The sequence below is a fragment of the Janthinobacterium sp. BCJ23 genome, assembly GCF_059617945.1.
Genome location: NZ_JCAQAW010000001.1, coordinates 98,449 through 122,620 on the forward strand (window position 1 = coordinate 98,449; position 24,172 = coordinate 122,620).

A 24,172-nucleotide genomic window follows, 5' to 3' on the forward strand; every position below is an offset into this window, starting at 1 on the left:
ATTGAAGACAAATTTTAGACGGCTTTTAGTTTCCAGTCAGAAATTTCTAACATTTCTCCCTGATTTTTATCGCAACGCAACAAACAGTGCGCCGAGAATGATGAAAAATGCCGCATTGGCCGGCTATTTGCTGTGCAATTCCGTCACGCCATCCCAGCCGGCGGGCGGCGGCGCGTTCTGGTATTGCTCCAGGCGCGCCGCATACAGCCGGTACAAGCCATCGCCGGGAAAGTCCGCCTGCAAGCGGGCCAGCTGCGCGCCGGCCGCCGCCCAGCCGCGCGCGCGCAGACTGGCCAGCACCGCGTGCCAGCGCTCGAGCTGCGCCAGTTCGGCGGCAGGGGCGCCGGCCAGCGGGCAGCGCGGCTCGAAAATGGCCACCGCTTCCTGCTTGCCGACCACTCTGACGCGGTCGAGCTCGCGGTATAGAAAGTCCGGGGCGGCGGCGCGCGTAACCTCGCCCACGACGATGCCCACGCCATACAGCTTGCTGGCCCCTTCCAGGCGCGCGGCCAGGTTGACGCTGTCGCCCATCACGGTATAGGCGCGGCGGATGCGCGAACCCATGTCGCCCACATGCATGGGCCCCGTATTGATGCCGATGCCGATGCGCAGCGCCGGCCAGCCGCGCGCGTAAAACTGCTGGTTCAGCCGCGCCGCGCTGCCCTGCATCAGCAGGGCGCTGGCCACGGCCCGGCTGGCGTGATCGCCAAAGGAGACGGGCGCGCCCCAGAATGCCATCACGGCATCGCCGATGTATTTGTCCAGGGTGCCGCCATGGCTGTCGCGGATATCTTCCGACATGGCCGTCAGGTATTCGTTGATGTATTCGCGCAGGGCGGCCGGCGCCAGCTGCTCGGAAATGGCCGTGAAACCGCGCACGTCGGCAAACAGCACCGTCAGTTCGCGGTTCTCGCCCTCCATCGTGTAGCGGCGCGGATCGTCGGCCATCTCGGCCACCAGCTCGGGCGCCACGTATTCGCCGAAACGGGCCACCAGCGCGCGTCCCTTGCGCACCTCGAAAAAGTAGCCCCACGCCAGGTTGGCGATGAACAGCGCAACGATCAGCAACAGCAGCACGGCGCCGCCCAGCACCAGGTCGTGCGCGGCGTACAGGTACAGATTGATGCCGATGGCGGCCGCCAGCGCGCCCAGCGTCGCCAGCATCACGCCGGCCGGCGGCAGCACGGCCAGGGCGCCGGCCAGCAGCAGGCCAAACAGCAGTATCTGCACCAGTTCCAATGCCAGCGCATAATCGGGCCGCGCCTTGAAACGCCCGTCGAGCATGGACTTGATCAGGTTGGCGTGTACCTCCACCCCCGGATACTCGGCATTCACGGGCGTGGCGCGGATATCGTTCAAGCCGGGCGCCGTCGTGCCCACCAGCACGATGGCACCCTTGAGCAGCGTGGGGGGCACCGTGCCGGCCAGCACGTCGGACGCCGACACATAACGGAAGGCGCCGCCATCGGGGCCACCCGCGCCGCGGTACTGCACCGTCGTCGTCAAGGCTTCGCCCACGGGGATCGCCAGCGCGCCGCGCGGCGTGAACAGCATGATGTGTTCAAGGCCGCCGCTGGCCAGTTCGCGCGCCGACAGGGTATCGGCCGTGCCCGTGAAACGGGGGGCGATGGCGCGCGCCTGCAGGTAGACGGCGACGGTAGCCAGCGACAGCGAAGGATAATAGCCATCGCCGATGCGCTGCAACAGGGTCGAGGAACGCACGACGCCATCGGCATCGGTCAGCGCCGTGAAGATGCCGGCGCCTTGCGCGGCCGCCTGCAGGGGCGCGATATTGGCTTCGTAGCCGCGCGCCACATAGGCCGTCACCGTGCGGCCATTCAGGTCGGCGACCGTGAAGGCGGGCTTGGGCAGCACGCCCTTTCTTTGCTGCTCCGAGACGCTGTAGCCGAGCACCACGGGCTGGCCCCGCATGGCCTCGGCGAACAAGCCGTCGTAATCCATGGCCGGACGCAGTTTTTCCAGCTGCGCCGGCAAGCCGGCCACGCCGGCCAGTTCGCCCTGCGCCAGTCCTTGCAGCACGGCGTAGCCGGAACTGGTGTCCGCTTCGGGAAACGCAATATCGAAGCCCAGCGCGGCCACGCCGTAATGCCCGGCGAGCTGGCGCACCAGGCGCGCTTGCACATCGCGGCTCCAGGGAAAACGGCCCACCTTGGCCAGGCTTTGCTCATCGATGTCGACGATGACGATGCGGCGGTCGAGCTGCGGCGTTTCCGCGCGCATGCGCCAATCGCCCAGCATGGCGTCAAGCCGGGCGATCGTGTCGTTGCCGGCCAGGCACAGCACGGCCGCCGCCACGCTCAGGAGCGCCCCCAGCATCCAGCGCACCCCATGCTTGCGCCAGGCCTGCGACAGCCTCAAGGGGTATAGCCCGGTATGGCCGCCTCGTCGACGGCATCGATCTGGCTCGGATGCATGTGCTTTTCAGCGAAGGTCAGATAGACCTTGCTGCGGATGAAAACGTCGAACAGCTCCGGGTCGATATGCCCGTTCAAGCTGAAATTGCCGAGGATGCGCAGCGATTCGGACAGCGACTTGCCCTTCTTGTAGGGCCGGTCGCGCGCCGTCAGCGCCTCGAAAATATCGGCGATCGCCATCAACCGCGCAGGCACCGACATCTGCTCTTTCGTCAGCCCCCGTGGATAGCCCTTGCCATCCATGCGCTCGTGGTGGCCGCCCGCATATTCCGGCACCTTTTGCAGGTGCTTGGGCCACGGCAGCGCTTCGAGCATGCGGATCGACACGCTGATATGGTTGTTGACGATGGCCCGTTCGGCCGCCGTCAGCGTGCCGGCGCGAATGGTCAGGTTTTCCGTCTCGTCGGCGTCGAGAAAATCGCGCAGTTCGCCGTCGGCCGCGCGCCAGCGGCGCCTGGCGATCTGCCGCACGCGCTCCTGGTCGGCCTGCGCCATGCTTTCGCCGCCGATATTGACCGTGCGGATGAAATCGCGTTCCTCGCGCAGCGCCGCCTGTTCCAGTGCCAGCGCGCGGGCGATGGCATCTTTTTGCTGCGGCTGCGCCGCCTGCTGGCGCAGGGCCGCGATCTCGGCGTCGCGCAGCAGCACTTCGTAGCGCGTGTCGATCAGGGCGATGCGGTCGAAAATGGTTTCCAGCTTGGTGGCCTTGTCGACCACGTGCACGGGCGTGGTGATCTTGCCGCAGTCGTGCAGCAGGCCGGCCAGCCACAGCTGCTTGCGCTCGTTGTCACTGAGCCGGAAATCGGCCAGCGGCCCCGTTTGCGTGGCGTGCGCGGCGTCGGCCAGCAGCATCGTCAGTTCGGGCACGAACTGGCAGTGCCGTCCCGTGTACGGCGACTTTTCATCGATGCCGATATTGATCAGGGTAACGAGCGATTCGAGCAGCTCTTCCAGCTGCGAGATCAGCAATTGATTCGTCAGCGCCACGCCCGCCTGCGCGGCCAGCGCCTCGATGAAGCGCTGGTCGGTGGAGGAAAAGGCGCGCACCTGGCCCGTCTCGCCATCCTTGGCATTGACCAGTTGCAGCACGCCGATCAGGTCGCCCTCATGGTCGCTCATGGGCACCGTCAGGATCGATTGCGTGTGGTAGCCGTGGTGGCGGTCGAACTCGCGCATGCCGGAAAAATTGAAGGCCTCGTCGCGGTAGACGTCGGCGATATTCACGCTGCGGCGCATGTTCGCCGCATACGCGGCCACCGATGCCAGGTTCGGCTGGTCCGCGCCATCGAACAGGGGCACGCCAGGCAAGCCCATGTCCGCCCCCTGCGCGATGCCCAGGCTGTCGTTGACGCTGATGTCGAACGCCAACTGGCGGCCCTCGAGCGCGGGCCGGTACAGGGTGGCCCCATCGGCGCCGCTCATGCTTTTTGCCAGCAGCACGATGCGCTGCAACAGCGCGCCAATGTCGTGCCCCTCGCCGCCCAGGCCGTGGCCGAGCGCGACACTGAGTTCGGTCAATTGCTCCAGTCTGTGGGCGATTTTCTCAGGGTGCAACTGAGGCATATTGGTGGCAATCAGGTAATGGGCAAGCAAAAAAAGGGGAAGTCGGCAAGCGCCAGTGTAACGGCCGTCCCGCGCACTGTACATTACTTAGTCACAACAAAATGAAATTACTTTCCGTATCACAACACGCATAAATGTTGCCGCCAATCTCATTAATTAGAATAGAATCAACAATAATTACACTGTAACAAGGTACTGAATGAAATTCACGTTCAGGGGTGTGCGCGGCTCCATCCCCTCCCCCGGCCCGCGCACGGCGCGCTACGGCGGCAACACCACGTGCATCGAAGTGCGCACCGACAACGATAGCCTGATCATTCTCGATGCGGGCAGCGGCATCTTTTCGCTGGCGCAGCAACTGCCGCCGGGCCAGCCCGTCGACGCGCACGTCTTTATCACGCACAGCCACTGGGACCACATCCACGGCTTGCCCATGTTCTCGCCCCTGTTCGTGGCCGGCAACCGCATGCGCCTGCATGGCGCCTTTGACGGCATCAGCGGGCGCGGCATCGAGCACGTGATGGCGGTGCAGCTGCAAGGCAGCTATTTTCCCGTCAGCGAAGCGGCCATGGCGGCCTGCATCGAGTACCGCACCCTGGCGCCGGGCGAAGCCGTCGAGGTGGGCGGCGCGCGCGTGCGCGGCGCGGAAATGAACCATCCCGTCGTCAACCTCGGCTACCGCATCGACTGCGGCGGCGCTTCGCTGTTTTTCAGCGGCGACCATGAACCGTTCTACAACCTGCATCCGCCCGGCCACGCCGAGCATGCGGCGTGCTCAGAGCGCAATGCGCAACGCCAGGCCGGCATCGATGCGCTCGTCGCCGGCGTCGACGCGCTGATCATGGATTGCTCGTACACGCGCGAGGAATACCCGGGCAAACAGGGCTGGGGCCACGGCACCTTCGACGCCGCCTTCGACCTGGCCCTGCGCTGCGGCGCGCGGCGCCTGTACTGCACCCACCACGAACCGACCCGCAGCGACGATCAGCTCGAAGCCGTGTTTGCCGACGTGATGGGCCGCTACAGCAGCCGTCTCGATGGCCTGCAAGTGTTCCTCGCCAGCGAGGGGCTGACGGTGGAACTGGCCAGCGCATAAAAAAAGGGAGCCGCAAGGCTCCCTTTTTACTGGCGTTGGCTATCCATTACATGATGTGGTGGCCAATCCACCAAGCGACTGCTGCAACAAACGCGGAGGCAGGAATCGTGAAGATCCAGGCCCAGACGATATTGCCTGCCACGCCCCAGCGCACGGCCGACATTTTTTGCGACGAGCCGACGCCGACGATGGCGCCCGTGATGGTGTGCGTGGTCGACACGGGAATGCCCAGCGCCGTCGAGACGAACAGGGTGATCGCGCCGCCCGTTTCGGCGCAGAAGCCGCCGACCGGTTTGAGCTTGGTGATCTTCTGGCCCATGGTCTTGACGATGCGCCAGCCACCGAACAGGGTGCCGAAGCTGATGGCCGTATAGCACGAGATGATGACCCACATCGGCGGCATGGCGTCGGCCGAACTGGAGTAGCCAGCGGCGATCAGCAGCATCCAGATGATGCCGATGGTTTTTTGCGCATCGTTGCCGCCGTGGCCCAGGCTGTAGGCGGCCGCCGAGACCAATTGCAAACGGCGGAACCACTTGTCGACCTTGCGCGGCGTCGAACGCACGAATATCCATGACACGATCAGCATCATGATGGAGCCGAACACGAAGCCCAGTACCGGTGCGATGACGATGAAGGCGACGGTTTTCCACAGGCCGGCCGCGACCAGCGCGCCCGTGCCGGACTTGGCGACAGCGGCACCCACCAGGCCGCCGATCAGCGCGTGCGAGGACGACGATGGAATGCCGTAGTACCAGGTAAACAAATTCCAGAAGATGGCGCCCATCAGCGCGCCGAAGATCACGTACTGGTCGATCACTGCCGGATCGATGGTGCCCTTGCCCACCGTGGCGGCCACGGTCAGCTGGTGGAACACGAAGATGGCGACAAAGTTGAACGTGGCAGCCATGGCAACCGCGGTCTGCGGTTTCAATACGCCCGTCGAGACCACCGTGGCAATCGCGTTGGCGGCATCGTGGAAGCCGTTCATGAAGTCAAACAGCAGCGCCAGGACGATCAACAGGCCTAGCACGTAGATGCTGATTTGTATGGTCATTATAGTTTCTTTTCTGATTCTGGTTCAGGACAGGCCCAACGCTTACGCGTTTTCGACGATGATGCCTTCGATAATATTGGACACATCTTCGCAACGGTCGGTCACGGTTTCCAGAATTTCGTAGATCGCTTTCAGCTTGATCAGATTGCGCACGTCCGGTTCGTCGCGGAACAGCTTGGACATGGCGGCGCGCATCACGTGGTCGGCGTCCGATTCCAGGCGGTCGATCTCTTCGCAGATGGCGACGATCTTGCGCGAGTTGTCCATGTTGTGCAGCATGGCGACGGCGTCGCGCACTTTTTCGGTACAGGCCAGCACCAGTTCGGCCAGGCGCTTGGCTTCCGGCGTGACGGCCTTCAGGTCGTACAGCGAGACGGTTTGCGCCGCATCTTCCAGCAGGTCGAGGATGTCGTCCTGGCGCGTGATCAGCTGATGGATGTCGTCGCGGTCGATCGGCGTGATGAAGGTCTTGTGCAGCATTTCCACGGTGGCGTAGGTGACTTTGTCCGCCTGTTTCTCGATGCTTTCGATCGCATGCACGCGGTTTTCCAGGTCGTCGAAATTGGTCATCAGGCCGAGCATCTCTTTGGCGCCCTTGACGCACAGTTCCGCGTGCTGGTTAAACAATTCAAAAAACTTGCCCTCAGTGGGCATCAAGCGTCCAAACATGTCATTCTCCGTTAAGCATTGAGTCGTGTTATTTACTACAGAAAGCCGCCCCGTTGTCGGGGGCGGCCGATGGAATGCCAGTGCTGCTGAGTCTTAGTCGCCTTGGTAAAGCGCCAGGCCACCACTGTAATTGCCAAATTTGGTGTATTGCCCCATGAAAGTGAGGCGGATGCTGCCGATTGGACCGTTACGTTGTTTACCGATGATGATCTCGGCCGTTCCCTTGTCTGGCGAGTCGGGGTTATACACCTCGTCGCGGTAAATGAACAGGATCACGTCGGCATCCTGCTCAATAGCGCCCGATTCGCGCAAGTCGGACATGACAGGACGTTTGTTCGGGCGTTGTTCCAGCGAGCGGTTCAGCTGAGACAGCGCGATCACGGGGCAACCGAGTTCTTTCGCCAGACCTTTCAAGCCCCGCGAAATCTCGGAAATCTCCGTGGCGCGGTTATCGCCCGGCGTATTGGCCGACATCAGTTGCAAGTAATCGACGATGATCAGGCCCAGCTTGCCGCATTGACGCGACAAGCGGCGCGAGCGGGCGCGCAATTCGATGGAATTGAGCGCTGGCGTTTCATCGATGTACAACTGCGCGTCGTTCATCTTTTGAATGGCGTTCGTCAGGCGCGGCCAGTCTTCGTCGTTCAGGCGGCCAGTACGCAAACGGTGCTGGTCGAGCTGTCCGACGGAGCCGAGCATACGCATGGCCAGCTGGGCGCCGCCCATCTCCATCGAGAACACGGCCACGGGCAAGCCGCTGTCGATGGCCACGTTTTCGCCGATGTTGACGGAAAACGCCGTCTTGCCCATCGAAGGACGGCCCGCCACGATCACCAGGTCGCCCGGCTGCAGACCGGAGGTCATGCGGTCGAGGTCGATGAAACCGGTGGGCACGCCCGTGATTTCACTCTGGTTGTCGCGGCTGTACAGTTCGTCGATGCGCTCGACCACCTGCGTCAGCAGGGGCTGGATGGCGGTCCAGCCCTGGGCGCCGCGCGCGCCTTCTTCGGCGATGGCGAAAATCTTCGATTCGGCCTCGTCAAGCATCTGCTTGACTTCCTTGCCTTGCGGGCTGAAGGCCGTGCCAGAGATATCGTCGGCGACGGTGATGAGTTTACGCAGCACGCCGCGGTCGCGCACGATCTCGGCGTAACGCCGGATGTTCGCGGCCGATGGCGTGTTTTGCGCCATGGCATTCAGGTAAGCGAGTCCGCCCACGTCATCGGCCTTGCCGAGCTGGGTCAGGGTTTCAAAAACAGTAATGACATCGGCTGGCTTGGAAGCGTTAACCATCTTGACGATTTGCTCGAAGATGATGCGATGGTCATAGCGATAGAAATCCTCCGCATGCATGAAGTCGGCGATGCGGTCATACGCGGCATTGTCGCGCAGCAGACCACCGATGACGGATTGTTCTGCTTCGATCGAATGCGGCGGAATACGGAGGGAATCCAGTTGCGGATCAGAGGGGGCGTTCATGGCGCGAATTATACCCGCTTCGGCGTGATGGCAAAAATAAAGGGCTGAAATTGAGCGAAAAAAAGGCCACAAAAAAGCCGGGCGAACCCGGCTTTTCATAGTGCGGCAATGCTTGCGGGCCAGGCCCGCAGACAATTACGCGTTCGCGTCTGGAACGACAGCGATAACAACTTCCACGACCACGTCGGTGTGCAGAGCAACCGAAACGTTGTGCTCGCCAACGATCTTCAGCGGACCGGTAGGCATGCGGATTTGTGCTTTTTCAACAGCAAAACCTTGCTTGGTCAGCGCTTCAGCGATGTCGAAGTTGGTGACGGAACCGAACAGACGGCCATCAACACCAGCTTTTTGAGCAACTTGAACGGTCAGGCCGCTCAGTTTTTCGCCCTGGGCTTGCGATGCGGCCAGTTTGGCGGCAGCAGCTTTTTCCAGTTCGGCGCGCTTGACTTCGAATTCAGCCACAGCGGTTGCCGTAGCACGACGTGCCAGGCGTTGCGGGATCAGGAAGTTACGTGCGTAACCGTCTTTGACTTTGACGACTTCGCCGAGGTTACCGACGTTAACAACTTTTTCTAACAGAATGATTTGCATAGTTCTTCTCCAGGAATATCTGACCGATTAAGCGTGGTGCAGATCGGTGTATGGCAGCAGCGCGAGGAAGCGAGCGCGCTTGATTGCGGTGTCAACTTGGCGCTGGTAGTGCGCTTTGGTACCGGTCAGGCGTGCTGGCATGATCTTGCCGTTTTCTTGGACGAAGTCTTTCAGCGTGTCGACGTCTTTGTAGTCGACTTGCTCAACGTGAGCTGCGGTGAAGCGGCAGAACTTCTTGCGTTTGAACAACGGGTTTTGCTGTTTGCGTTTTTCTTTAAGCTTGAGCTTATTTTTGTCGAACTTTTTACCGAATGCCATGTCAGGCTCCTGTATCTAAAATGCGCTAGTCAGAATTGACTGCACTAAAATCAATGATGTGAAACACCAAACTCTTGCTGTTGCGGCTCTTCCTGGCCAGGAAACCCGTGAACTGATATACCCCGCCCAAGCTTGCCTGACTGAACCTGCCTGAGATTTCGCCAGCGGCTAGCGCGGCAACATCAAACTCGGTCAAACGGGCAATCCCTGCTTCCATCTGCTGCGAACTGTGTTGCAATACTGCATTCACAATCGGCAGCCCTGCCGGGGTATAGCGCAATATTTCGCGCTCGGCAATGATGGCGGTTACTTGTAGCTGGTTCAGCGCACGATCCTGGTCAAGAATTAAGCTGCTGCTGCGGCTGGAGCGGCTGCTGGTGCTTCGGTGCGGTGGCTTTTGGCCGCGTCTTCGCGTTGTACCGATTTCATCATCGGCGAAGGAGCTGTTTCAGCTTTCTTCATTTTAACGGTCAGGTGACGCAACACGGCATCATTGAATTTGAATGCTGTTTCCAACTCGACCAGGGTCTCGTTGTCGCATTCGATGTTCAGGCAGATGTAGTGTGCTTTAGGCAGCTTTTGGATCGAGTAAGCCATTTGACGGCGGCCCCAATCTTCCACGCGGTGAACCGAACCGCCGCGGGTGGTTACGCTGGCTTTGTAGCGTTCGATCATCGCGGGCACTTGCTCGCTTTGGTCCGGATGGACGATAAAGACTATTTCATAATGACGCATGCAAACTCCTTCAGGTCGGATTGATAATCGCCCACCCCGGCGTCAAGACGGGTGTGGGAAGGTCAGCCGAAGATTATAACCGCCTTTTGCAAACGTTTCAATCATTCCTTCCACAAGCGCCCGAAAAACCCGTGCGCCACCGTGCTTTCCGGCCGTGGACAAGTATTTCTTGCGAAATTCGCCCAAAACACGGAAATCCCCTTGCATAGTGGGCGATACTGTACAAAAATACAGACTGTTCATATAGACAGCATTTTAGTATGCACCCACCGCTCATGATCAAGCTGACAGCACGACAAGAACAAATCCTGAACCTGATCAAGGACGCGATTGAAAACACGGGCTTTCCTCCCACCCGTGCCGAAATCGCCAATGAACTGGGTTTCAAATCGGCCAATGCGGCCGAAGAGCATTTGCAGGCCCTGGCCCGCAAGGGCGCGATCGAGATTTCGCCCGGCACCTCGCGCGGCATCCGCCTGATCGGTGCGGCCGCCGAAGCGCCGCCGTCGAAAGTGCCGGCAGCCCTGCTGATGTCGCTGCCCCTGATCGGCCGGGTGGCGGCCGGTTCGCCCATCCTGGCCCAGGAAAACCTGGAAGCGAGCTACAACGTGGACCCGGCCCTGTTCTCGGCCAAGCCCGATTTCCTGCTGAAGGTGCGCGGCTGGTCCATGCGCGACGCCGGCATCATGGATGGCGACTTGCTGGCCGTGAAAAAAGTCGACAGCGCCAAGAATGGCCAGATCGTCGTCGCCCGCATCGGCGACGAAGTCACCGTCAAGCGCTACAAGAAGACGGGCTCCGTCATCGAACTGCTGCCGGAAAATCCGGACTTCAAGGTCATTACCGTGTCGCCGGAAGATGAATTCGCCCTGGAAGGTTTGGCGGTAGGCTTGATGCGCAGCTGGCATTAAACTCCCGCACGTAAAAAGGGCCGCGACAGCATCACTGTCGCGGCCCTTTTTACATGGTGCGCGGCTGCTTATGCGTCCAGTGCGTTGCTGAAATCTTCCAATAAGTCTGCTTCATCCTCGATACCGACGGACACGCGGATCAGGGACTCGGCGATGCCCATGCTGGCGCGGCGCTCGGCACCCATCTCGTAGAAAATCGTGTGGGCGACGGGAATGACCAGGGTGCGCGTGTCGCCGAGGTTGCTGGCGGGAATGGCAAGATTGAGACGATTGAGGAAATCGAAGCAGTCGATGCCATCTTTCAGCTCAAAGCTGAACAACGAGCCATAGCTGCGGAACAAGTCGGTGGCCAGCGCATGCTGCGGGTGCGACGCCAGGCCAGGATAATGCACGGCAGCCACTCTCGGGTCGGCCTGCAGCATGTTGGCCAGCGCCAGGGCGTTCGAGCAGGTGCGGTCCATGCGCAAGGCCATGGTTTCCGCGCCGACGGCGATATGATGCGCAGCTTCCGGCCCCAGCGAGGCGCCGAAGTCGCGCAAAGCCTTGGCACGGATTTGCGCGATGCCCCACTGCGCGGGCGCCGCCTTCTTGTAATTCTCGAAAATGTTCGGATACTGCGTCCAGTCGAACACGCCCGTGTCCGTCAAGCTGCCGCCCAGGGCATTGCCGTGGCCGCCGATGGATTTCGTCAAGGCATTGACCACCAGGCCCGCGCCCACAGCTTTCGGGCGGAACAGATATGGCGTCGTCATCGTGTTGTCGACGATGTACAAGATGCCCTTCTCGTGGCACAAGTCGCCGATTTTCTTCAGGTCAGCGATCTGCGTGCGCGGATTGGCGATGGTTTCCACAAACACGATGCGCGTGGCCGGCGTGATGGCCGCAGCCACATTGGCCACCTCGGTGGCGTCGACGAATGACACGCCGATGCCCTGCCCCGTCACCGTTTGCCACAAGCTGTTGGTGTTGCCAAACAAAAAGGCCGACGACACGACATGGTCGCCCGCGCGCAGCAACGATTGCACCACGGCGCCGATGGCGCCCATGCCGGTGGCGAAGCACAAAGTCGCCACGCCGTCTTCCATCTTGTTGACCTTGTCTTCCAGCGCGGAGACGGTCGGGTTGCCTTGGCGGCCATAACGGAAGCCCGGCTCCTTGCCCTGGAACACGGACGCGAGCTGGCGCGCATCGGCGTAACCGAAGGCAACGGAAGTGTGCACGGGCTTGTGCAGCGAGCCGTGCTCGATGCCCTTGCGGCGGTCGTTGTGCAGGATGGTGGTGGTGAAGCCGTAGGTTTTTTTGTTGGTCATGGTGGAAGTTCCAAATACTCGTCTTGCCGCTTAACCCAAGGCAAGTGCTGGGGTCAGACCTGAAGGTCCGACCCCAAAAAAAGCCCGGCATCGGCCGGGCAGGTACTTATGCTTCCGTTGTCGCCAGGTTCAGGTTCAGCTGGGAACGGGGCGTATCTTCGGGCGCTGCCGCCTTCGGATGGTGGCGCGCATATTCCAGGCGGTCCAGGTATTCCTGCGACACGTCGCCCGTCACGTACACGCCATCGAAGCACGATGCCTCGAAGTTCGTCAGGGCCGGGTTGACGTCGGCGATCGCCTGCTTCAGCGCGCCGATATCCTGGTACACGAGGTAGTCGGCCGTGATTTCGCGGCACACTTCTTCCGTCGTGCGGCCGTAGGCGATCAGCTCGTCGCGCGTCGGCATGTCGATGCCGTACACGTTCGGGTAGATCACCGGTGGCGCGGCCGAGGCGAAGATGACCTTCGTCGCGCCCGCTTCACGCGCCATCTGCACGATTTCACGGCTGGTGGTGCCGCGCACGATGGAATCGTCGACCAGCAGCACCACTTTATCCTTGAATTCGGACGGGATCGCGTTGAGCTTCTGGCGCACGGATTTCTTGCGTGCCGCCTGGCCCGGCATGATGAAGGTACGGCCGATGTAGCGGTTCTTGATGAAGCCTTCGCGGTACTCGATGTTCAACGCCATGGCCAGCTGGATGGCGGCCGGACGCGAGGAATCGGGAATCGGCATGACCACGTCGATATGCACGCCTGGCAATTCGGCGCGGATCTTCTCGGCCAGGTATTCGCCCATTTTCAGGCGCGTGGCGTACACGGAAGCGCCGTCGATGACGGAGTCGGGACGGGCCAGGTAGACGAATTCGAACACGCACGGGTTCAGGCTGGCATTGTCGGCGCACTGGGCGCTGTGCAATTTCTTGTCGGCATCGATGAAGACGGCTTCGCCGGGACCGATGTCGCGCACGAAGCGGAAGCCCATGCCTTCCAGGGCTACGGATTCGGAAGCGATCAGGTATTCGGGACCCTGCTCCGTTTCATTGATGCCCAGGCACAGCGGACGGATGCCGTGCGGGTCGCGGAAGGCCAGCAAGCCCACGCCGGCGATTTGCGCAACGGCAGCGTAACCGCCCTTGACGCGGCGGTTCAGCACGGTAACGGCCTTGAAGATGGCTTCCGGGTCCAGGTTCAGGCCCGTCGTCGCTTCCTGGATTTCATGCGCCAGCACGTTGAGCAGCACTTCCGAATCGGAATCGGTATTGATGTGGCGGCGGTCGTTCTTGAACATTTCCAGCTTCAACTGTTCCCAGTTGGTCAGGTTGCCATTGTGCGCCAGGGTGATGCCGAACGGCGCATTCACATAGAACGGTTGTGCTTCCTCTTCGCTCGACGAACCGGCCGTCGGGTAGCGGCAATGGCCGATGCCCGTCGTGCCTTGCAGCGAACGCATGTTGCGCGTACGGAAGACGTCACGCACGAGGCCGTTGGCTTTGTGCATGGAAAACATACTGCTGTGATTGGTCGCAATCCCTGCCGCGTCCTGACCGCGATGTTGCAAGAGCAACAATGCATCATAGAGCAATTGATTGACAGGTTGATGGGAAACGACGCCGACGATGCCACACATGGTGTGCTCCTAAACTGTGCTACTGATTTTAAAAAAATTCAAAATTTCACATGCTGCGCGTAAGCGGCAGGCAGATAAGGCTTGATGGCGCGCGCGCCCTGCTCCGCGAGCGGGCTGAGCTGCGCATTTTTCCAGAATGGCTGCTGCGGTATGGACGTCATGCCACACAAGATGACGGCGGTCAGCACGATCACAAGGCCCCGCGCCACGCCGAACAGGGTGCCCAGGGTGCGGTCGGCCAGGCTCAAGCCCGTCACCTTGACGAGTGCGTCGACCGTCATGGACAGCAATCCCATCAAAATGCGCACGCCGATGAACAGCACGACGAAAGCCAGCAACAAACGGATGGCTTCGCCAGGCACGGCTTCCGGCAGGAATTTCGCCAGGGTAGCGCCATACGCGTTGGCAATGACGAACGCCACGATCCAGCTGACCAATGACAGTATTTCCTTGACCAGGCCACGCATCATGCTGATCAGCACGGACGTCACCAGCACGAACAGCACCAGGTAATCGAAGATCGTCACGCGCGTTCAGCCTTGCAACATCACGCCGGTACCAGGCTGCCGCCCAGGCCCAGCTTTTGCAGCTTGGCGCGGGTCTTTTCAGCATCTTCGCGGCTGCCGAATGGCCCCACGCGCACGCGGATGCGCTCGCCCGCCGGGCTCGAGACTTTCTGCGTGTACGACTTGATGCCCGCGTCGCGCAGCTTGTCCTGCAATTCGTCGACCTTGTCCTGCGTCGCCAGGGCCGCCACCTGCACCACGAACTTGCCGCTGCCGGCGTCGTGCGCCTTGTCTTGTGCTTTCTCTTGCGGTTTGCCTTCCAGGATCGCCAGCGCGCGCGCGGCATCGTCAGCCGATTGCGCTGGCTTGGCAGGCTTCGGCTCGGGCTTGGCTTCCGGCTTTACTTCATGCTTGGGCTCAGGCTTGGGTTCGGGCTTGGACTCGTGTTTCGGCTCGGGCTTGGTTTCGTGTTTCGGTTCCGGTTTCGGCTCCACCTTGACCGGCTTGGGTTCAGGCTTGGGCTCGGGTTTCGGTTCCACATAGGTCGGCTTGACCGGTGCAGGCTGGGCGGCCGCCAGCACGGGTGCCGGTGTCGGTACAGGGGTCGGCTTGGCCGCAGGCGGCAACGGCGCGTCGACGATTTCCTCGGACTGGTCCAGGCCATTCGATGCGGCCTGGGCCGGGACGGCCGGCACGGGCGCCGGTGCAGGTGCGACGGCCTTTTCCTTCGACGGAATGTCGATGGCGATATCGTTGAACGGCGCCTTCGGCTCGGAGTCGAGCAGCATCGGCAAGCCGACAGCCACGCCCAGGGCCAGGGCAATGGCCCCGACCAGGCGGCGGCGTGCGCGCTTTTTTTCAGGCAAGACCGGGTCCGGCGCTTCCTTGCCGCCACGGCGCGATCCGCCGCCACCGGCGGTGTTGGCTGCGCGCTTGCGGGTCGGCGACTGTGCTTCGCCAGGGACATAAAAGCCGCTGTCTTCGCCAGAGGATTCTTGCTTGTTTTTAAACAGTTTCGAGAACAAGCCCATGCGTGATTTTCAGTCGAGTGCGTTTCAGTGAAGTGAGGATTTTCGGGCCTTCATCACGCCGGCAACGGTGAGGAAAGAACCAAAGACCACAATTCTATCATTCTCACCGGCCCGGCTCATTGCATTTGCAAAAGCTTGTGCCGGATCATCGAAAATAGACACAGTATGTTCGCTGCTGTCGGGCTTATCTTCGAGCATGATCTGCACCTTGGCGGCCAGCTCCGAAGCCGTGGCCGCGCGCGGCGAAGGCAATCCCGTCAGGCACCAGTGGTCGACGTGTTCGCTCATCGCGGCCAATACGCCATCGATATCCTTGTCCTGCATGGAGCCAAACACGGCATAGGTGTACGGGTGGAAACCCATATTGCCGAGGTTCTGGTTCAGCGCCGACGCCGCGTGGGGATTGTGCGCCACGTCGAGGATCACGCTGGGGCGGCCAGGCAAGACCTGGAAGCGGCCCGGCAGCTCCACCGTGACGAGGCCCGTGCGCACTTCCTGCGCGCCCACTGGCAATTTCAGCTTCAGCACTTCCAGCGCGGCCAGCACGGCCGTCGCATTGAGGATCTGGTTGGCACCACGCAAGCTTGGATACGCGAGCGAATTGCGGCGCTGCTCGCGTCCGCCATAGTTCCACTGCTGCTTGTCGCCCGAATAATTGAAATCGCGGCCCATCAGCCACAGGTCGGCGCCGATGGCTTCGGCATGGTCGATCAACGATTGCGGCGGCACGGGGTCGCTGCAGATGGCCGCCTTGCCCGGACGGAAGATGCCGGCCTTTTCAAAGCCGATCGCTTCGCGCGTGTCGCCCAGGTAATCCGTGTGGTCGATATCGACGCTGGTGACGATGGCGACATCCGCGTCGATCACGTTGACGGCGTCGAGGCGCCCGCCCAGGCCCACTTCCAGGATGGCCACGTCGAGCTTCGCTTGCGACAGCAAATGCAAAATCGCCAGGGTGGTGAATTCGAAATACGTGAGCGGCGTGTCGCCGCGCACGGCTTCAACGGCATTGAAGCTGGCGACGATCTGCTCATCGCTGGCCATCTCGCCCAGCACGCGGGCGCGCTCGTTAAAATCGAGAAAATGCGGCTTGATGTATAGCCCCACTTTGTAGCCGGCGCGCAACAGTACCGATTCCAGCATGGCACAGGTGGAACCCTTGCCATTCGTGCCCGCCACCATGATCACGGGGCAAGTAAACGCCAGCTGCATGCGCGCCTTGACGGCTTGCACGCGGTCCAGGCCCATGTTGATCTGGGTTTCCGAATGGCGGGTTTCCAGCATGGCGAGCCAGTCCGGCAAGGTGGTGGGGAGGTTTTGCATGGGAGACTTCTTGATGAGGAGACAGTGCGCGAGGCGCGGAGACGGTGTTGCGTGGCAACCGGGCGGGTCCGCAGGACACCGCCCGGCCTGATACTTTGGCGTTACGCCAGGACTTCCACAGCCTGGTTTTGCAACAAGGCCAGCAGACGGGCGATTTCTTCGCGCATCTTGCGGCGGTCGACGATCATGTCGACGGCGCCCTTGGTGACAAGGAACTCGGCGCGCTGGAAGCCTTCCGGCAGTTTTTCGCGCACGGTGTTTTCAATCACGCGCGGACCGGCAAAGCCGATCAGCGCTTTCGGTTCAGCGATGACGACGTCGCCCATGAAGGCGAACGAGGCGGACACGCCGCCCATGGTCGGGTCGGTCAGCACGCTGATGAATGGCAATTTCTTTTCGGACAGCTTGGTCAGCATGGCCGTGGTTTTCGCCATCTGCATCAGGGACAGCAAGCCTTCCTGCATGCGCGCGCCACCGGTGGCGGTGATGCAAATGAACGGCACTTTCTGTTCCAGCGCGATTTGCGCACCGCGCACGAAGCGCTCGCCCACGACGGAGCCCATGGAGCCGCCCATGAATTCGAATTCGAAGCACGCCACGACCACCGGCAGGCTCATGATGGCGCCGCCCATGACGACCATCGCATCCGTCTCGCCCGTCGCTTCCATGGCGGACTTCAGGCGGTCAGGGTATTTCTTGCTGTCCTTGAATTTCAAGGTATCGACGGGCAGGATTTCCTGGCCGATTTCATAGCGGCCGCCCGCGTCGAGCAGGCTGTCGAGGCGTTCACGCGCGCGGATGCGCATGTGGTGGTCGCATTTCGGGCATACGTGCAAATTCGATTCCAGGTCCGTACGGTACAGCACGGCTTCGCACGACGGGCACTTGACCCACAGGCCTTCCGGCATGGTCTTGCGCGCGGCAGCATCAGAACGCTGGATGCGCGGTGGCAGCAGTTTTTCCAACCAACTCATATTTTCTCCTTGGGCCCTTGTAGGGGTAGCGTCGGTGGACGCCCCCGGCAGACGGTAAACGGCGACACCCCATAGGGCACCACCAGAAATTTTATCTATTGCACAATTACAGGCAAATCAGTGGCCGAAGTGTAGCCGTTTATCGCCGGGCTGTCGAACTTTGCCGCCACCCGGGCTTGCGTAAATAACAAGCTTGCTCAGGCATCCAGTGCGGCGCGGATGCCTGCCGTAAAGCTGCGCACGGCGTCGACGGCGCCGCCTGCCGGGGCATTTTCAATCTCCTGGATGATGCGGCTGCCGATGACGACGGCATCGGCCACCTTGGCAACGGCCTTGGCCGTGGCGCCATCGCGGATGCCGAAGCCCACGCCGATAGGTAATTTTACATGCTGGCGGATGGCGGCGAGGCGCTCGGCCACCTGTTCCGTATCAATGTTGCCGGCGCCCGTGACGCCCTTGAGCGACACATAATAGCTGAAGCCGCCGCCGACCTTGGCCACTTGCGCGATGCGCTCTTCGGTCGAAGTGGGCGCCAGCAGGAAAATCAGGTCGAGGCCCGCTTCGCGCATGGCGCCGGCAAATTCCTCGCACTCTTCCGGCGGATAATCGACGACGATGGCGCCGTCGGCGCCGGCCGCTTGCGCCGCTGCAATGAACGCTGCGCTGCCGATACGCTCGATGGGATTCGCGTAGCCCATCAGCACCACGGGCGTCGTCTGGTTCGTCTCGCGGAACTGGCGCACATAGCCGAACACGTCGTGGATGCCGACGTTGAATTTCAAGGCCCGTTCGCAGGCGCGCTGGATGACGGGGCCTTCGGCCATGGGATCGGAAAACGGCACGCCCAGCTCGAGCACGTCGGCGCCGCCCTCGACGAGCGCGTGCATCAGCGGTACGGTGGCGTCGGGGCCGGGGTCGCCGGCGGTGATGAAGGTGACCAGGCCGGTCTTGTTGTTGGATTTTAAAGTGGCGAAGGTGGTGGCGATACGGGACATGGGATGCTTTCTTTATCGGTGGAGGGTGTCGGATTACGCGCTTGCGCGCTAATCCGACCTACGCAATACTGGGGTTGTCAGTTATTTAACTGAAATTCAATCCCATGCGTTCCGCCACGGTATGCATGTCCTTGTCGCCACGGCCCGACAGGTTGGCCAGCACGATCTGGTCTTTCGGCAAGGTGGCCGCCAGCTTGGCCGCGTAGGCCAGTGCGTGCGACGATTCCAGGGCCGGGATGATGCCTTCAATATGGCAGCAGTCGTGGAAAGCCTGCAGCGCTTCGTCATCGGTGATCGACACGTATTGCGCGCGGCCCGAGTCTTTCAGCCACGCATGTTCCGGTCCCACGCCCGGATAGTCGAGGCCGGCCGAGACGGAATGCGTCTCGATGATCTGGCCGTTTTCATCCTGCAGCAGATAGGTGCGGTTGCCGTGCAGCACGCCCGGGAAACCTGCCGTCAGCGAAGCCGAATGCTTGCCCGTATCGAGGCCTTCGCCGGCCGCTTCCACGCCGATCAGCCTTACCTCTTTCTGGTCGATGTACGGGTAAAAGATGCCCATGGCGTTCGAACCGCCGCCGATGCAGGCCAGCACGTAGTCAGGCTGGCGGCCCGTCATTTCCGGCATCTGCACCAGGCATTCCTCGCCGATCACGGACTGGAAGTCGCGCACCATCATCGGATACGGATGGGGGCCAGCCACGGTGCCGATGATGTAAAAGGTGTTTTCAATGTTGGTGACCCAGTCGCGCATGGCTTCGTTCAGCGCATCCTTGAGGGTCTTGGAGCCCGATTCGACGGGCACGACGGTCGCGCCCAGCAATTTCATGCGGTACACGTTCTGCGCCTGGCGCTTGACGTCTTCGCTGCCCATGTAAACCACGCATTCGAGGCCGAAGCGGGCGCAGATGGTGGCGGTGGCCACGCCATGCTGTCCGGCGCCCGTCTCGGCGATGATGCGCGGCTTGCCCATGCGCTTGGCCAGCAGGGCCTGGCCGATCACGTTATTGATCTTGTGCGCACCCGTGTGGTTCAAGTCTTCGCGCTTGAAATAGATTTGCGCGCCGCCGGCCAGCTCGGACCAGCGCTTGGCGTGGTAGATCGGCGACGGACGGCCGACGAAGTGCTTGAGCTCGTAGCGGAATTCTTCGAGGAATTCCGGGTCGGCGCTGTAGCGGGCGTAGGCGTCTTTCAGCTCGGCGAGCGCATGCGTGAGCGTTTCGGCAACAAAGGAGCCGCCGTAGGGGCCGAAGTGGCCGCGCAGGTCGGGGAACGGGTAATCGGTGGCGTGGAACAATGCGGCGGCTGCGCCGGGCGCTGTGGTGTGGTCATTCATGGTTGTTTCCTCTGGCAATGATGGCATCGGCATCCTGCACCGCGGCGATGAACGCGCGTACTCGGGATGCGTCCTTGATACCCTTGGACGCTTCGACACCACTGCTGATGTCGACGGCGTAAGGGCGCACGCGCACCACTGCGTCAGTCGCGTTTTGTACGCTCAAGCCACCACTTAAAACGACCCGAGGCGCGAGTTCTTTTGGAATGAGGGACCAATCAAATACCTTTCCTGCACCGCCATAGGCATCCACATAGGTGTCCAGCAAGAGGCTGGCAAACAAGGGACTGGCGGCGCGATAGCGCTGTTCGTATTCTAGCAAATCTTCAAAGCTGGTGTCGGGTTTGACGCGGAACACTTGCGTAAACGGCGTATTCACGGCCGCGGCCAGCGCGGCGCTGTGTTCGGGCGTCTCGTCGCCATGGAATTGCAGCATCGATAAGGGCGCAACGGCCCTGGTCGCCCGCACCTCGTCCACGCTGGCGTTGACGAACAGGCCCACCGCCGTCACGTAGGGCGGCATGGTCGCGATCAGAGCAGCTGCCTGTTCGGGCGTCACATAGCGGGGGCTCTGCGGATAAAACACGAAGCCGATGGCGTCGGCGCCCGCCGCCACGACAGCGTGGATGTCTTCGACTCTGGTCAGGCCGCAGATCTTGATGCGTGTGCGTGGCATGGCTTTTCCTTGAAGTTATTGCTTGAAGTAAAACGTCAGAACCAGGGCAAGGCGCTGCTGCTGTCTTGCGGCAATGCCCATTTCGGATCGTAATCGATCTGCGCCAGGTACAGGCCGTCCGGCATGAAAGTGGGCGCGGCCGCGTGACGATCCTTGCTTTCCAGCAAATGCCCGAGCCATTCCGGCTTTTCGCGCCCCGTGCCGATGTAGACGAGCGAACCGACGAGGTTGCGCACCATATGGTGCAGGAAGGCATTGGCCGTAATCGTAAAAATGACGCAATCGCCGCGCCGCTCGATGCGGATGTCATGCATGAGCTTGACAGGCGACTTGGCCTGGCATTGCGCGGCGCGGAAGGCCGTGAAATCATGCCAGCCCAAGAGCGGCTGCACGGCCTGGCGCATCAGTTCCACGTCGAGCGGGCGGAAAAAGAAGCCGGCACGCCCTTCCACCAGCGGCGAACGGGTGGCGTTGTTGTACAACACATAATGATAGGTGCGCGCGCGGGCGCTGAAGCGGGCGTGGAAGAAATCATTGACCGTCGGGTCGCCTTCGAGTTCCCTGGCCCAGCGCACGGCGATGGATTTCGGCAGGAAGGCGTTGACGCCGCGTACCCACGAGTGCACGTCGCGGTTCAATTCCGTATCGAAGTGCACGACTTGCTCGAGCGCATGCACGCCCGTATCCGTACGGCCGGCGCACGTGGTGGCCAGGCGCACGCGGGCAAACTGCTCCAGCGCGTTTTCCAGCTGGTCCTGCACCGTCTGCCCGTCTTCCTGCTTCTGGTATCCGTGCCAGGCCGTGCCGTCATACTGTAGGCCGAGGACGATACGCTTCAATGGCGTTGCTGTCGTAATATTTTGCATCGAAGCATTATACCGGCGCGGCAGCCTGCCGCACCGACGGGCACTGCTAGCTCAACAGCGCACGCATGGTATTGGCTTTCGCAACCTGCTCTTCGCTGCCGCCCTTGATGACCTCATCGATCAGCTCGCGCGCGCCTTCTTTGTCGCCGATTTCCTGATAGGCGATCGCCAGGTCCAGCTTGGTATCCATTTCCATGTGGATGGCCGACAGCGGGTCGTCCACGCCCACGCTGGCCGTCTTGCCATCGTTGAGATCCAGGTCGATGCCGGACAGGTCGAACTCCTGTGCGGGCGGTATGGCTTCCGGCAAGGACGCAGGCGTTTGCGCATCGTCGAACAGGCTGTCGAGGGAAGGCTCGGCCACCGCGACCGGCGCGGCAGCCGGCGCCACGGGCTCGTCGAGGTCGAAATGGGCCAGGTCGATATCCTTCAGCGGATCAGGCAACGGCGTCAGGCCGGCGCCCACGCCATTCACGGGACCGGCAGGCGGCTCCAGGTCCAGGCCGAAATCCATGCTGGCGTCATACTGCGCATCCTGCGCGGCGGAGACCGGCTTGCTGTCCGGTCCCGGCATGACGATCGGGTCGGTGGTAGAAACAGGCTCGAAATCGAGGCTGTCGAGGTCGAAATCGAGGGGATCGCGCGTATCGCGGGCCGCCACGGAAGACACCGGCTCGGCCGGCGCCAGGTCGGCCAGCGGTGCTGGCGGCTCGTCGGGCAAATCCATGCTCTGGCCATGCACGTCGTCGCCGGCAGCCTTGCTCAGGCTGACGACGGCGTCGTCTTCCGTATCGCCATACAGGGGATTGGTGGGGTCGAGCGCCAGGCCCAGCGCGGCCGCCTGCGGCCACTCTTCGCCTTGGCCCCGGGTCAGGCTGTACAGCTCGCTGGCCTGGTCTTCAAACGCGCGCACGTCGTTGCGGGCCGAATAAATTTCCAGCAGCTTCAGGCGGGCGGCATGGCGTTCCGGATGGATACGCAAGGCTTCCTTGAGGATATCTTCCGCCTGGCCATCGCGGCCGTAGGCGATATACACGTCCGCTTCGGCGACGGGGTCCGTTTCATTCGCATCGAGCATGCTGGCGCCCGCCGCGGCGGCCACGCCGGCAGCGGCGGCGCCCGTACCGAACAGGTGGTTGCTCGCTTCGGACTGCTGGTCTTCCGGCGCCAGGCCGGACGGCGGCGTCACGGGCGCTTCCGATTCGAACACGGGCGCGATATCTTCCTGGGCGGGCGGCGGCGTCTCCTTGCGGCGGCGCGCGATCACCAGCGCGGCCACGGCGGCCAGCAGCGCGGCGATGCCGATGCCGATGGCGCCCAGGTGGTCATTAATCTTGTCGGTAATGGTCGGTTCCAGCGGCGACGGTTTTTTCACCAACGGCACCGGCTTCGCTTTGGGCACGGGAGGCTGGGCTTCGGCTGGCACGCTGGCAACAACCGGTGCGCTGGCGGCGACCTCGGCCGGTTTGGCGGGTGCCGGGGCGCTCTTGTCGGCCATGGCCTTGCTCTTGACCGCCATCAACTTTTCCAGGTCGCTGACGTTCTTTTCCAGCTCTTTGACGCGGGCGGCCGCTTCATCGACCTGCTTGGCCTTGGCGATCTTGTCTTCCTCGCTGGCCACCGCGCTCTTGCCGGCCGACTTGGCCGCCGGCTCCGCCTTCGACAGTTTCAGCTTGTCTTGCGACTCGCTCACGGCCGTCGGCTTTTCCTGTACCTTGGTCGCGCCGATCTTGCCGGCCGTGCTTTGCGTCGCTTCCGCCGCCTTGGCCGGCTTGCTTTGCGATACCTGGCCTGCCAGCTTGTTGCGGTAGGCTTCAAAATCGATGGCGTGCGCCGTCACGATGCCCTTCGCTTCGGCAGCGCCGGTGGCGCGCACGGTGTCCGCGCCCGGCACGGCCAGGATGCGCCCGGCCTGCATACGGTTCATGTTCTCGCCCTTGAAAGCGTCGGGATTGGCACGGTACAGGGCCACGAGCATCATGTCGAGCGACACGCCCGATGGCTTCAGTTCGCTGGCGATGCGGCTCAGGGTATCGCCCGTCTTGACCTTGTATTCGCCGGCCGTTTTTTTCGCCGCGGCTGGGGCAGCTTCAGCGGCCGCCTTGCCTTTGCCCGGTTCGGCCGGTGCCGTCACTTGCGCGCCGCGCGTCTGGCGCGCTTCCGGCGTGTCAAGCACGAACGCATATTCGCGCACCTGGCGTCCGCTCTTGCTGCTCAGTTCCAGCAGCAAGTCCACCATGGGCTCGGCCACCGGCTGCGCCGAGCTGATGCGGATGAAAGGCTTGCCATTGCGGTTTTCCACGGCAAACGTCAGCGCGTTCAACGCGGGATTGAATTCCACGTTGGCCTGGCGGTAGGCGTCCGGCGGCGCCAGCTTGGCCAGCAAGCTCGACGCCTCGCCTGGCTTGATGGCCGATAATTCGACCTCGGCGCGCAGCGGCTGGCCGGCGGCGGACAGCACCGTAATCTTGCCCAGCTCGGCTGCGGATGCCGCCGGTGACAATAACACCGCACAGGCAACAGCGCTGCTGAGTGTTTTAATGGCAAGGGAGGCGACCCGGGGACGAGTGTGTACAGGCATAGTTGGCGGCATCTTAGTTGACATGGGAAAACTGTTACTTTTCCAGAGGTATCAACATATCATCATGCCCAGAGCTATGCAAGCTCCGCA

At 61.9% G+C, this 24,172-nt stretch carries 22 protein-coding genes; 2 read left to right on the plus strand and 20 right to left on the minus strand.

Annotated features, from left to right (window positions below):
• Positions 1-123: 123 nt before the first annotated feature.
• Positions 124-2,337, minus strand: coding sequence for a CHASE2 domain-containing protein (locus AC54AG_RS00415; RefSeq protein ID WP_496629709.1), 2,214 nt, complete (start codon positions 2,335-2,337; stop codon positions 124-126).
• Positions 2,338-2,375: 38 nt separating this feature from the next.
• Complete coding sequence (locus tag AC54AG_RS00420; protein WP_496629266.1) at positions 2,376-3,998, minus strand: GAF and HD-GYP domain-containing protein; 1,623 nt, start codon at positions 3,996-3,998, stop codon at positions 2,376-2,378.
• A 199-nt stretch (positions 3,999-4,197) separates the two neighbouring features.
• Between AC54AG_RS00420 and AC54AG_RS00425 the strand changes: the two genes are divergently transcribed.
• Positions 4,198-5,094, plus strand: coding sequence for an MBL fold metallo-hydrolase (locus AC54AG_RS00425; protein WP_456130298.1), 897 nt, complete (start codon positions 4,198-4,200; stop codon positions 5,092-5,094).
• A 46-nt stretch (positions 5,095-5,140) separates the two neighbouring features.
• Here AC54AG_RS00425 and AC54AG_RS00430 read toward each other — a convergent pair whose 3' ends face one another.
• From AC54AG_RS00430 to rpsF, 7 genes are all read right to left on the minus strand, one after another.
• Positions 5,141-6,154, minus strand: coding sequence for an inorganic phosphate transporter (locus AC54AG_RS00430; protein WP_034750483.1), 1,014 nt, complete (start codon positions 6,152-6,154; stop codon positions 5,141-5,143).
• A gap of 39 nt (positions 6,155-6,193) precedes the next feature.
• Positions 6,194-6,820, minus strand: coding sequence for a DUF47 domain-containing protein (locus AC54AG_RS00435; RefSeq protein WP_010400015.1), 627 nt, complete (start codon positions 6,818-6,820; stop codon positions 6,194-6,196).
• Positions 6,821-6,913: 93 nt separating this feature from the next.
• A complete protein-coding gene (locus tag AC54AG_RS00440) occupies positions 6,914-8,299 on the minus strand; it encodes a replicative DNA helicase (protein ID WP_034750488.1) in 1,386 nt (461 codons plus the stop codon).
• A 135-nt stretch (positions 8,300-8,434) separates the two neighbouring features.
• The gene (gene rplI, locus AC54AG_RS00445) at positions 8,435-8,890 is read right to left on the minus strand and encodes a 50S ribosomal protein L9 (RefSeq protein WP_034783456.1); all 456 of its coding nucleotides are present in this window, start codon (positions 8,888-8,890) and stop codon (positions 8,435-8,437) included.
• A 27-nt stretch (positions 8,891-8,917) separates the two neighbouring features.
• Positions 8,918-9,208 carry a 30S ribosomal protein S18 gene (gene rpsR / locus AC54AG_RS00450; protein WP_010400024.1) on the minus strand — a complete coding sequence of 97 codons (291 nt, stop codon included), beginning with the start codon at positions 9,206-9,208 and terminating at the stop codon, positions 8,918-8,920.
• Positions 9,209-9,233: 25 nt separating this feature from the next.
• A complete protein-coding gene (gene priB, locus AC54AG_RS00455) occupies positions 9,234-9,533 on the minus strand; it encodes a primosomal replication protein N (RefSeq protein WP_034783455.1) in 300 nt (99 codons plus the stop codon).
• Positions 9,534-9,553: 20 nt separating this feature from the next.
• Positions 9,554-9,943, minus strand: a complete 390-nt coding sequence (gene rpsF, locus AC54AG_RS00460; protein WP_034750499.1) for a 30S ribosomal protein S6 — start codon at positions 9,941-9,943, stop codon at positions 9,554-9,556.
• A gap of 275 nt (positions 9,944-10,218) precedes the next feature.
• On the opposite strand from rpsF, the gene lexA reads away from it, so the two are divergent.
• Positions 10,219-10,854, plus strand: coding sequence for a transcriptional repressor LexA (lexA, locus tag AC54AG_RS00465; RefSeq protein ID WP_034750502.1), 636 nt, complete (start codon positions 10,219-10,221; stop codon positions 10,852-10,854).
• Between the two features lie 68 nt (positions 10,855-10,922).
• On the opposite strand, the gene AC54AG_RS00470 is transcribed toward lexA, so the two are convergent.
• The 11 genes from AC54AG_RS00470 to AC54AG_RS00520 form a co-directional block, all read right to left on the minus strand.
• On the minus strand, positions 10,923-12,164 hold the full coding sequence (locus AC54AG_RS00470; RefSeq protein ID WP_496629267.1) for a cystathionine gamma-synthase family protein: 1,242 nt from the start codon (positions 12,162-12,164) through the stop codon (positions 10,923-10,925).
• A gap of 106 nt (positions 12,165-12,270) precedes the next feature.
• On the minus strand, positions 12,271-13,794 hold the full coding sequence (gene purF, locus AC54AG_RS00475; protein WP_034750508.1) for an amidophosphoribosyltransferase: 1,524 nt from the start codon (positions 13,792-13,794) through the stop codon (positions 12,271-12,273).
• Positions 13,795-13,832: 38 nt separating this feature from the next.
• Positions 13,833-14,321, minus strand: coding sequence for a CvpA family protein (locus tag AC54AG_RS00480; protein WP_046685790.1), 489 nt, complete (start codon positions 14,319-14,321; stop codon positions 13,833-13,835).
• Positions 14,322-14,341: 20 nt separating this feature from the next.
• On the minus strand, positions 14,342-15,331 hold the full coding sequence (locus AC54AG_RS00485) for an SPOR domain-containing protein (RefSeq protein WP_319991033.1): 990 nt from the start codon (positions 15,329-15,331) through the stop codon (positions 14,342-14,344).
• A 24-nt stretch (positions 15,332-15,355) separates the two neighbouring features.
• Positions 15,356-16,654: a bifunctional tetrahydrofolate synthase/dihydrofolate synthase gene (gene folC / locus AC54AG_RS00490; protein ID WP_034750518.1), complete on the minus strand. Its 1,299-nt coding sequence runs from the start codon at positions 16,652-16,654 to the stop codon at positions 15,356-15,358.
• A 101-nt stretch (positions 16,655-16,755) separates the two neighbouring features.
• Positions 16,756-17,628 (minus strand): acetyl-CoA carboxylase, carboxyltransferase subunit beta, encoded by an 873-nt coding sequence (gene accD / locus AC54AG_RS00495; protein ID WP_010400390.1) that lies wholly within the window; start codon positions 17,626-17,628, stop codon positions 16,756-16,758.
• 197 nt (positions 17,629-17,825) lie between these two features.
• Positions 17,826-18,623 carry a tryptophan synthase subunit alpha gene (trpA, locus tag AC54AG_RS00500; protein ID WP_496629268.1) on the minus strand — a complete coding sequence of 266 codons (798 nt, stop codon included), beginning with the start codon at positions 18,621-18,623 and terminating at the stop codon, positions 17,826-17,828.
• Positions 18,624-18,708: 85 nt separating this feature from the next.
• Entirely contained in the window at positions 18,709-19,959 is a 1,251-nt protein-coding gene (trpB, locus tag AC54AG_RS00505; protein ID WP_496629269.1) for a tryptophan synthase subunit beta, read from the minus strand.
• On the minus strand, positions 19,952-20,635 hold the full coding sequence (locus AC54AG_RS00510; RefSeq protein WP_070303556.1) for a phosphoribosylanthranilate isomerase: 684 nt from the start codon (positions 20,633-20,635) through the stop codon (positions 19,952-19,954). The genes trpB and AC54AG_RS00510 overlap by 8 nt, the downstream gene beginning before the upstream one ends.
• A gap of 35 nt (positions 20,636-20,670) precedes the next feature.
• The gene (truA, locus tag AC54AG_RS00515; RefSeq protein WP_034750899.1) at positions 20,671-21,474 is read right to left on the minus strand and encodes a tRNA pseudouridine(38-40) synthase TruA; all 804 of its coding nucleotides are present in this window, start codon (positions 21,472-21,474) and stop codon (positions 20,671-20,673) included.
• Positions 21,475-21,547: 73 nt separating this feature from the next.
• On the minus strand, positions 21,548-24,010 hold the full coding sequence (locus AC54AG_RS00520) for a motility hub landmark protein FimV (RefSeq protein WP_496629270.1): 2,463 nt from the start codon (positions 24,008-24,010) through the stop codon (positions 21,548-21,550).
• Between the last annotated feature and the right edge of the window lie 162 nt (positions 24,011-24,172).